Source organism: Candidatus Pelagibacter sp. Uisw_099_02 (assembly GCF_047727625.1).
Classification (GTDB): Bacteria; Pseudomonadota; Alphaproteobacteria; order Pelagibacterales; family Pelagibacteraceae; genus Pelagibacter.
In genome coordinates this window covers 935,029-950,600 of record NZ_CP159822.1, presented here as the reverse complement: position 1 = coordinate 950,600, position 15,572 = coordinate 935,029, and the positions used below count along the sequence as shown (strand labels likewise).

Annotated in this window: 14 protein-coding genes; 12 read left to right on the top strand and 2 right to left on the bottom strand. The window is 30.5% G+C overall.

Annotated elements, in window-relative coordinates; genetic code table 11:
• Positions 1-5: 5 nt before the first annotated feature.
• Both ABXT47_RS05150 and ABXT47_RS05145 read left to right on the top strand, forming a co-directional pair.
• Positions 6-221, top strand: a complete 216-nt coding sequence (locus ABXT47_RS05150) for a hypothetical protein (protein WP_415308064.1) — start codon at positions 6-8, stop codon at positions 219-221.
• 23 nt (positions 222-244) lie between these two features.
• Positions 245-1,237 carry a type II secretion system F family protein gene (locus tag ABXT47_RS05145; RefSeq protein WP_415308063.1) on the top strand — a complete coding sequence of 331 codons (993 nt, stop codon included), beginning with the start codon at positions 245-247 and terminating at the stop codon, positions 1,235-1,237.
• Here the strand turns inward: ABXT47_RS05145 and ABXT47_RS05140 are convergent.
• Both ABXT47_RS05140 and ABXT47_RS05135 read right to left on the bottom strand, forming a co-directional pair.
• Positions 1,234-1,647, bottom strand: coding sequence for an ATP-binding protein (locus ABXT47_RS05140; protein WP_415308062.1), 414 nt, complete (start codon positions 1,645-1,647; stop codon positions 1,234-1,236). The two genes, ABXT47_RS05145 and ABXT47_RS05140, sit on opposite strands and share 4 nt — an antisense overlap.
• Positions 1,647-1,946, bottom strand: a complete 300-nt coding sequence (locus ABXT47_RS05135) for an STAS domain-containing protein (RefSeq protein ID WP_415308061.1) — start codon at positions 1,944-1,946, stop codon at positions 1,647-1,649. The genes ABXT47_RS05140 and ABXT47_RS05135 overlap by 1 nt, the downstream gene beginning before the upstream one ends.
• Before the next feature lie 146 nt (positions 1,947-2,092).
• Between ABXT47_RS05135 and ABXT47_RS05130 the strand changes: the two genes are divergently transcribed.
• The 10 genes from ABXT47_RS05130 (at position 2,093) to ABXT47_RS05085 (ending at position 15,517) form a co-directional block, all read left to right on the top strand.
• Positions 2,093-2,575, top strand: a complete 483-nt coding sequence (locus ABXT47_RS05130; RefSeq protein WP_415308060.1) for a pilin — start codon at positions 2,093-2,095, stop codon at positions 2,573-2,575.
• 18 nt (positions 2,576-2,593) lie between these two features.
• A complete protein-coding gene (locus ABXT47_RS05125) occupies positions 2,594-3,016 on the top strand; it encodes a type IV pilin protein (protein ID WP_415308059.1) in 423 nt (140 codons plus the stop codon).
• Between the two features lie 28 nt (positions 3,017-3,044).
• Positions 3,045-3,275: a hypothetical protein gene (locus ABXT47_RS05120; RefSeq protein WP_415308058.1), complete on the top strand. Its 231-nt coding sequence runs from the start codon at positions 3,045-3,047 to the stop codon at positions 3,273-3,275.
• On the top strand, positions 3,268-4,659 hold the full coding sequence (locus ABXT47_RS05115; RefSeq protein WP_415308057.1) for a tetratricopeptide repeat protein: 1,392 nt from the start codon (positions 3,268-3,270) through the stop codon (positions 4,657-4,659). Before ABXT47_RS05120 ends, ABXT47_RS05115 begins: the two co-directional genes overlap by 8 nt.
• A gap of 122 nt (positions 4,660-4,781) precedes the next feature.
• On the top strand, positions 4,782-6,047 hold the full coding sequence (locus ABXT47_RS05110) for a FecR domain-containing protein (RefSeq protein ID WP_415308056.1): 1,266 nt from the start codon (positions 4,782-4,784) through the stop codon (positions 6,045-6,047).
• A gap of 26 nt (positions 6,048-6,073) precedes the next feature.
• Positions 6,074-8,563, top strand: coding sequence for an autotransporter domain-containing protein (locus tag ABXT47_RS05105; protein ID WP_415308055.1), 2,490 nt, complete (start codon positions 6,074-6,076; stop codon positions 8,561-8,563).
• Between the two features lie 15 nt (positions 8,564-8,578).
• Positions 8,579-10,627, top strand: coding sequence for a CHASE2 domain-containing protein (locus tag ABXT47_RS05100; protein WP_415308054.1), 2,049 nt, complete (start codon positions 8,579-8,581; stop codon positions 10,625-10,627).
• A 68-nt stretch (positions 10,628-10,695) separates the two neighbouring features.
• Positions 10,696-11,028, top strand: coding sequence for a hypothetical protein (locus tag ABXT47_RS05095; RefSeq protein ID WP_415308053.1), 333 nt, complete (start codon positions 10,696-10,698; stop codon positions 11,026-11,028).
• A gap of 179 nt (positions 11,029-11,207) precedes the next feature.
• Positions 11,208-13,334, top strand: coding sequence for an autotransporter domain-containing protein (locus tag ABXT47_RS05090; protein ID WP_415308052.1), 2,127 nt, complete (start codon positions 11,208-11,210; stop codon positions 13,332-13,334).
• A 17-nt stretch (positions 13,335-13,351) separates the two neighbouring features.
• Entirely contained in the window at positions 13,352-15,517 is a 2,166-nt protein-coding gene (locus ABXT47_RS05085) for an autotransporter domain-containing protein (protein WP_415308051.1), read from the top strand.
• Positions 15,518-15,572: the final 55 nt, after the last annotated feature.

Below are 15,572 nucleotides of genomic sequence, written 5' to 3'. Positions count from 1 at the left end.
AATTAATGGAATTTTATACATATAAGGGTATTTCAGCAGGTAAATACGTAGAAGGAGAAATAGAAGCCTTAAATCAAGATGAAGCTTCTCACAAATTAAAAGAGCAAAAATTAATTATTACTAATTTAGTAAGATCTAAAAAAAAAAAGATAAAAAAACTAAGAAAAAAGGTGAAGGATCCTCTTTTTTTAAGCAAAAAATTAAACCTCAAGATATTGTAATTTTTTCAAAACAGTTTGCAACAATGGTAAAAGCAGGTTTACCCATTCTTCAAGTATTGGATATGTTGGCCAGTCAACTTGAAAATCCTTCGCTTAAAGAGATTGTTGCAGAAATTAAGAAAAAGCTTGAAGGAGGAACAACTTTATCAAAATGTTTTGAAAGTTATCCAAAAATTTTTGACAATATTTATGTAAATTTAATTAAAGCTGGAGAGGCTAGTGGTAAATTAGATGTGTTTTTATTAAAACTAGTTGAGTCATTAGAAAAAAAAGAAAGAATTAAGAAAAAAATTAAAGGTGCTTTAATGTACCCAATGGTGATGTTTACCGTAGCAATTACGGTTATGGTATTCATGTTAATTAAGGTCGTTCCTGTTTTTGCAAAAATGTATGACGGAATGGGAATTGCGTTACCTGGAGCAACAGCAGGTATTTTGGCCGCTAGTGATTTTATGAGAGGTACGGGTGGATTGATGACTTTTCTTATTATCTCAGGAACTATTATTGCCTTTAGATATACCGTATCTAAGAATGCAGCGTTTCGATATAAATGGCATGCAAAAATTTTAAAATTACCAATTTTTGGAGATATGATTAAAAAATCTTTATTAGCAAGAATTTCATTGATCATGGGTAATTTAAGTGCTGCAGGTGTAAATTTATTAGAAAGTATAGATATTGCTAAATCTGTTAGTAATAATGATTGTGTTACTTTAGCTTTAGAGAATGTTAAAAAGGGAGTTTTCTCTGGAGATACACTTACAAAACTTTTTTTAAAAGAACCTTTATTTCCACCAACGTTTAGTCAACTTATTTCCGTTGGTGAGCAAACAGGAAGTTTAGATGAAATGTTTACTTCTGTTGCAAATTATTATGAAGAAGAGTTTGATACAGCGGTAGATAATATGTCTACTTTAATCGAACCGATCATGATTGTTTTTATGGGAATTATGATTGGTGGATTAATGATTGCGATGTATGCACCAATATTTAATGTTGGAGCATTAATTGGTTAGATTGTTTTTGTTAAAACAAGATGGTTAACCCAACCTTTTTGGTTTTTTTTAAAAATAGCCTCATCCATAATTTGTTTAATAAAAAAAGTACCTAACCCTCCGGGCTTGATATCATCTAATTTTCGGTGCTGAATATTTTCAGGTATGACAGGTTTTCCTTTATCAAAGAATCCTATTTCTAATTGATTATCTTTAAATGAAATTTTAATTTGCATTTTATCATTGGTTTCTTCTACATCTTTATAAGCGTGCTTGACTATATTTTGAGCAGCTTCTGCAATTGCTAAAACTAATTCATCTTTTTGCTCTTGAGGCAAATTTATTTTTTTAAAAACCTCTCTTGAAAATATTCTAACTTCTTTAAGATTGGAACTATGTACTACAAAGTCTTTTGATTCTGATAATGTCATTACTCTAGATTTAATATCTGTTCTAACTTTGCCATCATGATTACCTTTAAGACAGATTTACTAATTTCTTTTATAATTACTTTCGTACCTTTTTCTAATGCTTTTTGATGGCTCTCAATAAGAACAGAAATTCCTGATGAATCCATATAGGAAACATCTTTTAAATTAATATGAACTTCTTTGCCCGCTTCAACTAAAGGGAAAATAATTTCTTTGGCTTTCTCAGTTACATCCATGTCTATTTCTCCATCTAGAAAAACGGTACTGATGTTGGCATTTTCGCTAATTTTATAAGTCATATTTTAAAAGGTGATAACATCAATTTTTTACCACATAAATCAAGAAAATATACCCATTATGGGTGCATGACCGGCTATTTTCTTAGATTAAGAGGTTATTATTGACTGAATTAAAAAGAGTAAAAATTAATTAAAGGAAATTATATATGAAAAAAAATAATAAAGGTTTTACATTAATAGAATTGCTAGTGGTTGTAGCAATTATAGGAATTTTAGCAGCAGTTGGTACAGTTGCTTATAACGGTTATACTGCGGGCGCAAAAAAATCATCTGCTAAATCCAATCATGCATCTGTTGTAAAATACATAGCTGCAGAGGATCAAAAATGTAATATTGGTGAGGATAAAGCAATGAGCGATAACCTTACATGTTCAGGTCGAACTGGTGCTATGGTGATTGCTGCTGCTAAATTAGCTTTGGCAGATTTTAAAAATCCATATGACACAAATTCTGATGCTGTAAGAGACGATGAAATAGCATATGCTGCAAAAGTGGACATGGGTTTTGTTAACTTGGAAGCTGATGGTGATGAATTAACAATTACAACTTGTTTTCAAAACGATTGTGCAGCAACAGCTGAGGGTGAACCAGCAAACACAGTTGTAAACACAATTGAAGTTGGTGAATAAAACCAAGATCTAAAAATTATGATCACTAAAAGCTCAGGTTTTAGTTTAATTGAGCTTTTAGTGGTTGTAGCAATCATAGGAATTCTTTCAGCAGTAGGTATTGTTAGTTACAACGGCTATGTTTCAGGAACAAAACAAAAGTCTGCAGAAAATGTTATGCAGCAAATATCCTTAGCACAAACAGAATATTATTCAGATAACAGTGAATATTTTACAGGAAGTGAAGGCGATAGCTGCTCACCAGATATTGGTGTGCCACCTTCAACTGGTAATACTTCAATAGAAATTGAAGACGCACTGTTTGGTGGGGGAGATGTAATTACAAAAGAAGCTGGTTATGACATGTGTATAGCTAAAGATGGGACAAGCTATATTGTGACAGCAACCAATGGCGACAAAACATTAACAATGACTGCTAACGGAACTTGGACGGGCAAGTAATTTAAATTGATAAAATATTTTAATAAAAATGAATGAACCTACTAAAAAATTATTTCCCATCAATCTTTCTAAAAAAGAAAAAATATCAGCAACTATTAGTTTAGTTTGGATAATAGCTATTGGTTACCTAACTTGGTGGAATGGACTTAGCAACTTAGGATCTGATAAAAGTTTTAGATGGGATGAATGGTTTTGGTTTGGCATAGTTCCTGCAACCATTCCATATTTTTTTTATCTTATCTGGACTAAAAATGATTAAAAAAAAAACAGAAACAAGTGGAATTTCATTAGTTTTATTTTCTTTTTTTTTAATTAGCTTATTTCTAGAAACAATGAGCACCGTAATGGCCGCAGATACTAGCGCCTCTAAAATCATAGTTGATGGAGAAGAAATTTTACTTCCAGGTTCTTCAGAAAAAAATATTACTTATTTACAAATTTTACAAAAACCAAATGATTTAGATTTAAATTTAAAGTACGCACAACAACAAGGAAAAATTGGAAATTATAAACAAACTATCGCAACCTTGGAAAGATTAAATATGATTTATCCAGATAATGTTGAAATAAAACTATATCTGCTTTCAGTTTTAGTCCAAGCAGACTCGCCCAATAAAGCTTTAACTATAATTGAAGACATTAAAACTAGTGAGGATTTAACACCAGAAGATGTTGAAACAATAAATCAAATTGAAACTACACTTAAAGAAAGGGGAGCTCCTAAGCTATGGAATTTTTATGCAGATGTATCCCTTGGTGGTGTTTTCAATCAAAATGTTAATAGTGTTTCAAAAACAAGATTACAAAGTAGTGCTGATGAAGTCATTGGATTTAACAGTGCAAAGTATGATAAAACGTATAGTGAGGGCTTAGGATTAACAGCAACTCGATCTTTAGGGGAAACTTCATCATTAATGATAAATACTAGTTTCACAAACTCAGATCAAAGAGAAGAAACTGCAGATGATTTTGAAAGTTACGGTTTAACTCTTGCTTTGGATACATCTTTAGGTAACCAAAGTTTAAGTCCATATTTGATGATAAGCAAAACTGATTATCAAGACGATGCAGATAGTTTTTCTTTAATGCAAGGAATAGGGGGATTTTTTTCTGTAGGAGAAAAAAATTCATTTAGCTATGGTTATTCTTTTTCAGATTCTAAAAATAATAGAAATAGTAGTGATACAACTGCAAATGAAACAAATGCTAAAGGGCATGGAGTTTCACTTGGACACGATTATTTGTTTAATGAAATAATTTCATCATCAACAGGTTTAGGATATAGCATTTCAGAAGCAAAAGAGGGGACAAACGACTTTGAAACTTATGATTTGAGTTTCAGATTAAATTTTGCTTTTCCCTGGGCTTATATTTCGGTAGGGGATGCATTGAGTTTTAATGATTACAAAAATGTAGACACAAGCATAAACTCAAACCTAATAAGATCGGATGTAACAAATACTTTTGATTTGATGTTGACCAAAGCACTCGGAGATTTTTTTCCCTCAATCGATCCAGATAAAAGTTTATTTGTGAACTTTTCATACGAAAAAATCATCTCTGAAGCCAATATAATTAATTATGATTATATTTCAGATTCGTTCGCAGTTAGTTTATCAAAATCATTCCACTTAAATAAATAACCAAAATAAAAACTGATTTTAGACTACATATAAGCCACTTTTTCTTATTAAAAATTAGAAACCTTCACCTAATATGGGTCAAGCCAAGCTGAAAAAGTTGTCAAAAATGCTACTTTAAGGGAATGAAAAAAATTGTATCAACAATTATAGCATTATTTTTTGTATTCAATATCACCCAGGCAGAAGAAAAAATTGATATTGATAAACAATTAGTTGGAATTGTAGGTGCAATATCTGGAACAGCTAAAGCTGGCACAAGAGAACTTAAGGCTGGAGATAAAATTTATTTAAACGAAACGATTTATGCTGGAATTGATTCAGGCACACAAATTTTACTATTAGATCAATCAACATTTACTATTGGATCAGACTCAGAAGTTGTAATGGACACCTTTATATACGATCCAACAACAAATGATGGAAAAATTGTAGCTAATGTTAAAAAAGGAAGTTTAAAAATAATTTCAGGTTTAATAAGTAAAAAGAATCCAGACAGCCTAACAGTTAACGTTCCTGAAGGAACTTTAGGCTCAAGAGGAACAGAGTTTCAAACCATAGTATCAAATCAAAAAACAGATACTTTATTAATAGGTCCTGGAAAAAATAATACATTGGGTTTAAGGCCTGGGGCAGTTCTTGTTGGAAATAATTTAGGTCAAACACTATTGAGCAATCCTTACAGTGTGGCAAGTATGGTTAAAGGTAGCGCACCAGGAAAAGCAAAACAAATAACAAAAAACCAACTGAAAAAATTTAAAAAAAGAATGAAAGTAGCTAGACTTACAAAACTTGATGGAGCCACAAAAGAAGAAAGAAAAGCTACTAGAAAAAAAATCAGACAAGAACTTAAAGCTCAGGGTTTTGATAAAGAAGAAATAAAAATATTAATTAAAGAAAATATTAAAAAAGATGAAGAAAAGAGAATTGTTTTACTAACAACAAATGAAGAAGAGGTTTCAGACATAGCACAACCTGAAAACATTGTTGAAGAAAAAGTTATTGAAACAGAAGACAAAATAGTGGTCGAAAAAAAAGATAAAAGTAAAAATAAAAAGGAAGTGAATAAAAAAGATAAAAAGAAAAATAAAAAGGAAGTGAATAAAAAAAATAAAAAGAAAAATAAAAAAGCAGTGAAGAAAAAAGATAAAAAGAAAAATAAAAAAGCTGTGAAGAAAAAAGATAAAAAGAAAAATAAAAAAGCTGTGAAGAAAAAAGGTAAGACTAAAAAGAAAAAAGCAGTGAAAAAAAGTAAGACTAAAAAGAAAAAAGTAGTAAAGAAAAAAGTTAAAAAGAAAAAAGTTATAAAGAAAAAAGCAAAAAAAATAACAAAGAAAAAAATAGCTAAGAAAAAGCAAAAAGCAAAGAACAAAAGAAAACGTAAGAAATAAGCCTTTCCATCTACTAATAAAATTTTATGTTTTTATTTAAAAGAATTTTAATTATTTTTTTTCTCATAATTCCAATCTCCAGTTCATTTGGAGCTATGGTTACTCACAATCAAACAGAGGATCTTCCTGCGTCAAGCAGTGGTATTGTAGCTGGTATCGAGTTTAACAATGATGGAACTAAAATGTTTATATCTTATTCTCAACCGAGCAATGGATACGGGAATCCTCATTATATACAAGAATATAATTTATCTACACCTTATGATATCTCCACAAAAGTTTTTACAGGAGATCCTGAACGATGTGAATTAACTGGTACTCATACAGGTAATCAGTATCAAATTTATGACTTAGATTTCAGTAGTGATGGAATGAAGTTTTTCATAGTATTAAGAAGTCCAGGTGCCACTGATACGGGTGGGGACAGGGTTTATGGATTTGATTTAACCTCACCTTATGATGTTTCAACTTGCGCATTAGCTACAAAAGAAGAAGCTCTAGATACTACAGCTTTAACGAATGGAAGTAATGCTGGAGATTTTGATCACACCACAAATAATGCCAAACATAGAGTTCAATCTTTAGAAATTAATGATGATGGTACTAAACTATTTTTAACTTTTTTTGATGCTGCCAATGCTGCTGTAGGTGCTAGATTGTATGAATATAACCTTTCAACTCCTTATGATGTATCAACATTATCAATAGTAACCACTGCAGGGATTGAGCTACCCCCTACAATAAATGGTACAACAAACCCAGCTGGAATGAGATTTAGTGCAAATGGAAAAAGAATTTTTATAATTAGTCATAATAATGCGAATGCAGGTATAGTTCAAATTTCACTTGATAAGGCTTATGACACATCATCTTTTACCATAGATGGTGGATTAAATCTTTTTTCGGGAATAAGTCCCGCTAATAAAGAGCCTCGAGGAGTTGCATTTAGTGCAAGTGGTTTAAAACTATATATAGGAAGAGATTCCAATGACCCAAACGCGGACGACGATGATCAAATAATGGAATATGATTTAGTTTGTCCTTTCAATATTATTGCAGGAAAATGTCCTCCAGTTACAGAAAATAGTGTCAGAACTGGAATTGCAGAAGCACAAATAATGATTGCTAAAAGAACCATTGATCATTCAACTAAAAGTGCTTTAAACCGTTTACAATGGATAAGAAGAAATAAAGATAATCAAAATTTAACAAATCTTAATATCGATTTTAATTTTAATACTGCCACTCAACTTGATAACCCATTATTAAATTATTGGATTAAAAAACTTCCAGATAGAATACTTTCAGTTAATGAAAAAGTAGAAGGTGGTCAGTCTATAACTATTAATAAAGAAGATATGAATAGTAAGAACTCAAATAATTTTACCACAGTCTTTAAATCAGACAATCCACTGTTAAATTCTTGGTTGAATAAAATCCCAGACAAAATAACTGCACACCAAGCATCTGTTGAAAAAAAGACAGAAGATAAACAACAAGATATCTTTTATTGGAGCGAAGGAAGTATTGCAGTTGGAAGAGTAGGAGACACAAATATTTCTTCATTTAAAAAAATTGGCACTGAAGCAATTACCCTTGGAGCTGATAAATTTACTGATAATAATGGAATAAAAGGATTGGCATTTAGACTTGGTAATAACAACGTTGATGTTGGAATGGGAGAAAGTAATATAGATACTGATACATTCAACCTCACTTATTATTCTACTACCCCGCTAGAAAATGACACAAAATCTGAGGATATCGTTATTGGTTTTGGCAAATTAAAGTATGATATTCTAACTGTTTTAGACGGCAAACATATAAAAGCTAGTAGAGAGGGTAGACAAATATATGCAACTTCTAAAATAAAAGATGAAATTAAAAAAGATAACTTTATTTTAACTCCTTCTTTTCAAGCTGATATTGGGCACACTATATTAGATGGATATACAGAGTCTGGTATTGGTGCAATTAAAGTTGAAGATCAAAACATACAAACATTAAAACTAAGAACAGCGATGGGAGTAGTGGATGATTTATCAAATAATACTACTTTTTGCTTAGACTTAGCTAAAACATGTGCCATAAAAAGACATGGTAAATTAGAATATATGGCTGATTTAATCCGTTCCTCTAATTTTAAATATACTTATGCTTCAGATCAAACCTTAGAGTTTAATGAAAAATTATATTCAGGGGCTTTACATAATGTAAATGGTGAAGTGGGTATAGATATAATTTTGCCTGATAACTTAAGTATTTTTTTAATATATGAGCGTAATCAAGCTTTAGGGTCTGGATATACAGATAACATCATTATTACAATTGGATACTTGCCAAACAAAAAAACCAATTATGCTTTTAAAGTAGCAGGCTCAGATAATCTAGGATCGGAATATAAGATAAGCAAAAATATTAACGATTTTGAAATTGATTTTAAATTAAATAATCAAAATGTATTGAAACCAAATACTATTGATGAAGCAATGATTAACTTAAGTCGTATTTTTTAATCATAAAAAATAAATATGAAACTTTTATTTAATAAATATAAGAACTATACAATATTTTTAATTTTATTATTTTTTTTAGTTTTTTTAAAAACAATTAATCCAAGTTTTATAAAATCAATTTCTTATTTGAGTTTTGATGTTTATCAAAAAATTTTTCCATTAAATAAGCAAACTTCTGAAGTTATTATAATAGATATAGATGAAAAAAGTTTAGGTAAGTTTGGCCAATTTCCTTGGAATAGATCTATTTTTGCAAAAATTGTGGAAAATGTTAATGCGACAAACCCGAAAGCTATAGGCTTTGATATTTTTTTTACAGAGAAAGATAAACAATCTCCTGAAGAAATAATTAGTGCTTATAATTTAATACCAGACGACGTTGCGCGTTTGCAAAATATTAAAGGACCTGATGAAATATTTAGAGAGCAGCTAGAAAAATCAAAATCAGTTACAGCAGTGCTTGGTAGCAACGTTTCCTCTCATGGAACATATAATAGATCACCAAAAGCAAAATTTCTTACAAAAGGAGGAGATCCTAATGAGTTCACTTATTCTTTTCCTCACTCTATAGGATCACTTGAAAAATTAGAAAACAGTACAAAAGGATTAGGCTCTATTTCTTTTTTAGATCAAACCGATGGTATTATCAGATCACTTCCATTGATTGTTCGTTTGAAAAATCAGTTATATCCAACAATGGCACTTGAAATGATCCGTGTAGGGTCAAACCAAAAGAATTTGTATGTAGAAATGAATGAGGCAGGCATTAACAGAATAAGCTCAAGACCTCATAAAATTTACTCAGATCCGAATGGAATTATTTGGATTAGATATAAAGAGTCATTAAAAAACCAGTATATTTCTGCAAGCTCAGTTTTTGAGGGTAAATTTGATCCATCAAGATTTAAAGATAAGTATGTTTTAATTGGTGCATCAGCACAGGGCCTGTTTGATCTAGTAAAAACTCCTTTAGGAAATACAATTCCAGGAGTTGAAGTGCATGGAAACATAATTGAAAATATTTTAGATCAATCTTATCTTATTCGAAATCCAAACACTTATATATTTGAATTGCTATTTTCAATTGTAGTCGCGGGTGTTGTTTTTTTTCTCTCCCAACATACCAAACCCAAATATAGTTTATTAATATTCTTTGGAAGTTTAGCTGTAGTAATTATAATTGGTCTTAGTGCTTTTTTATTTAAATCCCAACTTGTAGATATTAGCTATCCTATATTCATGCTCACAATTACTTTCTTAACTGGACTTTATTTTAGATTTATAGAAGAAAATCAAATTGCGATAGTAAATTTGCAAAAAGAGGCAAAGTTACTAAGAGAAAGAGAGCTTGCTGGAGATGTACAAAAAAGTCTATTTCCAGACATATCAAAGTTTAAAAATTTTCTTTATGCAAAAAACGTTCCAGCAAGAGATGTCTCTGGAGATTTTTTTGATGTAGTTAATGTAGGTGAAAATGAATATTTTTTCATATTAGCAGATGTATCAGGAAAAGGTATTACAGCTGGTATGTACATGGCTAAAGCAGCTTCAATATTTAGAACAATTTCTAATTTATCATATCCATTAGAAAAAGTTGTATTTACAGTAAATAATGAACTAGTTGAAGCAAAGTTTAAAGGGATGTTTATGACAGCTGTATTTGGAAAATTTAATATAGAAACTGGAGAAGCGATCTTTGTGAATGCGGGTCATGAAAGTATTATGGTTTTTGATAAAGAAAAAAATTTTGAATTTATGAAATCTGAAATACCACCAATAGGAATTATAAAATATTCTTCAGAGTCTATGGTAAAATCAAAAGCTACTAATTTAAAAGAAAAAACATTTTTAGTTTATACTGACGGTGTAACAGAAGGTTATTTAAGGAATGGTCAAGAACTTGGAGTAGAAGGAGTTGAAAGAATAGTAAGAAACTTAGAAATAATTAATCCTCAAAATATAGTAGATTCTATTACAACAGAACTTAATTGGGGAGCAGAAAAATTAAGAGATGATATTACTTGTTTGGCTTTAGATATTAAAAATACAGAACTTACAAAATAAAAAATGAATAAGCAACCAAATGAAAAATAAGACAAATATAAATAGAGTATGTAAAGGTGCCTGAATATATGAAGAAAAATATTTTTTTTATTATTATTTTTATAGTTTTAAATGGTTGTGCTCAATACAGTTCAATTGTGGGCCCAGCATATACTATGGCCAAAACAGGCAGTCCTATTCTAGCAGGCGCTTCTGCAGCCACATCCTATGGAATTAAAAAAACAACAGGTTATACACCTGGTGAACACATAAATTCTTTAGTAAAAAATAATTCATCTTTAAAGGAAGAGGAAAGTTACAAAGAGTGCCAAACAATCCACTCTTCATCTTTAAATGAAATTTTTTTTGAAACTTTAGATGAGATTGATTGTTTTCAAGACCCATTTAGTATTCTTAAATAAAATATTAGATATTTAATTTTATCAAAGTCTAAATCTTTAACCTTCAACCTCTCAATAGTCCTCAATTTTTATAGCAAATAAGCTAAAATTATTAGACCCAGAATAGGTCGGTCATTCCAGAATTCAATGAATAGTAATATATAATTTAAGAAATTAATCCCAAGTTATTCACTAGCAAAATGAAAAAAATATTTCTTATTTCAATATTTTATATATTTTTTTTCTGTTCCAATTCTTTTGCTTTTTTAGAATTTAAGCAATCAAAAGATATTTCCTCAGACACTGACCATCTTAGAGGAATAACTTTTAATCCAGATGGCTCAAGAATGTATGTTACTGCTGACGAAACAAATCCTACAGTCATACAATATTCTTTAAGTTCTGCATTTGATATTAGTACTGCTACCAAAATTTCTGAGGATGCTCTAGTAGGTGAGGGAGGTAATTTTGACAAACCTCATGCAATAGAATTTAAGCCCGATGGAAAAGTAATGTATGTTATCCGAAGTGAGTCAGATAATGTGGGTGTAGAACAGTTTAATCTTTCAACCGCTTGGGACACAAGTACAATCAGTTACGCCACAAGAAAAATTATAAATGAAGCTGGAGATTGTAGTACCAATGTTCAAGCAAGAGCCTTAGCTTTTAAACCTGATGGAACTCGTATGTTTGTCTCTCAAGAAGGTGCTGAAGTTGTTAGTCAATATGATTTAACTACAGCATGGGATGTTTCGAGTGCAACAAATAATGTGTGTTCAAATAGTTTTGGAGATCAAGAATCTGACATGAGAAATATACAATTTAATTCAGATGGAACTATAATGTATCTGGGTGGAAGTGGCAGTGATGATATTAACAAGTATAAATTACCTACTGCATGGGATATAAGCACAATTACTCATGTAACCAGTTATTCAATTAGCTCACAAACTGTTCAGATGAGAGGATTTAAATTTACAGCTAACTTTACGAAACTATATGTAACTGGAGATGATGGGTCTGACTCAGATGATAATGTGGTTTATGAATATAGCTTAGCTTGTGCTGGCACAATCACTTGTGATCCCATTAATGATAAAGATATTAAAGCAACCATTGAAGCTAATGTTGAATTATCAAAACGTATAATTAAAAATAACACTCTTCCAATCTTTCATCGAATTGAGTGGTTAAGAAGACATAAAAATAAAGACAATTTATCAAATCTTAATGCAGAAATTAATTTTACAGATAAAAAAATATCAAAATTAGTTAGTGCTCTTAAAAACTCAAAAAAAGAAATTGATAGAAGTTATGATAGTGATGATTGGTTTCAGTGGAGCGAAGGTAGAGTTAGTGTGGGAGAAAATAAATCTTTAAATTCATCATCAAGAGATTTTCATAGTTATGGTATCTCAATTGGTGCTGATAGAATTAAAGAAGATGATAGAGACGCTATGTATGGATACGTTTTCCAGTATGGCAGCGATAATGTTGATATTGGATATAAAGGAAGCAAATTAGACACAGATGCTTATAGTTTGGCGTTATATGGCACTAAACTAAGAGATAATGACGTTTTTACTGATGCATTAATTGGAGTTAGTTTACTAGATATAGACCAAAAAAGAGTTACTTTTGGTAACACTTTAAAGGGTAACCGAGAAGGGCAGCAGATCTTTGGATCATTTAATTTTGGAAAAAGAGTAGTTGATGAAGATATAAATCTCAATCATGGCATCAAATTAGATTTAGGGTACACAAAGCTTAAAGCTTTTAGTGAAAAATCAACTGTAGCAAACAGTTTAACAGACGCATTACTCTATAAGGATCAAAATATTAAATCTGCATTAGTAACACTTGGTATCCTTTTAGATAAAACTGATACTGATAAGCAAGAAGATGAAATTATTAATCATCATGGGCGATTTGAGTTTATTGCTGATCTAAGTCCTTCATCAGATGCAGAATTTTATTATCTAAATAGTCAAAGTACAGTTTACAATTATAAAGTAGACAATAACCCTAAAGGTAATTTTAGAATTGGTTATGGTTTTGATGTCACTTCCATATCAGGATGGTCATTGGTTGGAAATTTTGAAAGATTTCAATCTGCTAAAAGTCACAGTAATGAAATTTATTTATCTGCAGGTTATGTTCCGATTGATGAAATGAAATTTGTCTTTGATGTAAATAATTTTAACACTACCAGCTTATCATTAACCAATAAGGTAAATGGGTTTGATATTACTGTTGGATCTAATTACACTCTGATGAGTGAAATTCCTGACTATGGTGCAAATATAGAAGTTTCAAATAAATTTTAGCTGATTTAAAAAAAATTATGAAATTTATTTTTACTACCTTTTTTTTGATTTTTTTTTTTAGTACTAAAACAGTTTACTCTGCAAGCTTCACTTTTCCTTCAACTTTAACAACCAATACTTCAGATTTTGTTTTACTTTCTGATACTGGAACTACTCCTTCTATAAGTGGTTTTTCTACAGATGTACTTGTTACAATTACGGCAACAGCTGGTTTTGTAAAAATAATAACGTTTGCAGGCCTTGAACAAATTAATGGATTCTGTGGTTATACGGCTGATAATTCAAGCTCTGAACCTGAGGATTGTGCAGATAACGATAGATCAGAGATTGGTTTTGAAGGAACTCAAGCAGAAGTTAATAATGCATTAGCTACACTTTCTTTTAAAGGTGATGGAAGCACTTCTAGTGCAACTATTTCGGTTTCTGCAACACCAACAGGCGCCTCTTACAATCCTGTTAATGGTCATTATTATAGAGTTGTCGGTAATGATGACGATGCCGTTACTTGGCCTAATGCAAGAACAGGTGCTAAAAGTGATGCGCAAAAATTTAATGGACTTACTGGCTATTTAGTAACTATTACTTCTGCACAAGAAAATACCTGGGTAAAAGAAAAAATTTCAGCAAATGCGTGGACTGGGGGATCTGATAGTGAAACTGAAAAAACATGGAAGTGGATGGATGGACCTGAAGCTGGTCAAACTTACACTTGTCAAAATGCAAGCGGAGGAACAGGTGCTGTAATCAGTGGCTGTTCAGAACAAAGTTATCTAAATTGGGTTTCTGGTGAGCCAAATTCACATAGAGCAAGCGAGGGATGGCAAGAAGATTATATGCACGTTTATGGTGATCCAACTGATGTTAAATTTGGTAAGTGGAATGATTTTGTTGGAGAAATGATAAACGACAATAATAAGGTTACCAAATATATCATTGAGTATGGTGGCATGGGAGGTACTGCTACAGTTTTTGGAGCAGCATCAATATCCATAACATCTACAGAAGCTACTGATAATCCATTTGATGTTTTTGATGATAAAGAATTGGTTGGGATAGTTGAAGGACAATCAGAAAGTGCAAAAAGATTTATTTATGGTTCAACAAATTCTGTTTTAGAGAGAATGGAGTGGTATCGAACCACAAAAAAAAATGACAATATTAAATTTCAAGATCTAGGTATAGATATTGATATAACAAACAAAGATACCTACCCATATGCAAAATTATTAGATGCTTATCTTTTAAAAGGTAATGTTAGCAAAGAACAAAAGCTATCAAATAAGAATATTGAAAAATTTATAAACGAATTACCTCTTTCAAAATATTTAAAAAATGAATTTGGAATGGTACCTCGAAAATGGAAATTTTGGAGCTCAGGATATTTTAAAAAGGGTAAAATTAAGATTAAATCAGGTAAGGTAAATCAAGAGTTCGACTCAGATGCTTTAACTCTTGGAATGGATAAGATAATAAAGAAAAATACTCTTTTTGGTATAGCCATTAGACTAGAAGATCAGGATACTGATGTAGGACAATTAGGCACTCAAATTAAATCTAATGCAAAAAGTGCAACAATATATTCAAGTTGGCATAATAATAAATCTACCTTTATTGATGGTTTAGTTGGCTATGGATATATTGATAATGATCTTACAAGAATTGAGCAAGCCAATACTTCTAATAAATTAAATGGAAATAGAGGTGTTAAGCAATATTTTACTTCAATTAAATTCAATAAGATAATGGATAAAGATAACTTTACATCATTATTATTTGGTAGAGCTGATTATGGTTTATCTAAATTAGAAAGTTTTTCAGAGATAGGCAATATTCAAGCATTAAAATTTGAAGAACAAAATTTAAAAAATAAATCTATTTCAATTGGTGCTTTAACAAAATATAAAAAAAGAATTAAGAAAGGTTATTTTTTACCATATGGAAGAGTTGAATTTTTTGAAAATTTAACTCCTAATTCAAAGGTTAAAGCATCTTATATATCTGATCCTAACACTGAATATAGTTATACTGTAAAAGAGGACTATTCTAATTCTATAAAATTGGAGCTTGGTTTCGATTTAAATCTAATTGATAGTTGGTATCTTTCTACTTCAATAAGACGATTAATTAAAAATAATAAAGACTTCGAAAATGAATTTACAATTAAAGCAGGTAAACCATTCTAATTCAAACCTGATATGGGCACCACTAGCCACTCACAACAGGGAACTGGAATTAAAG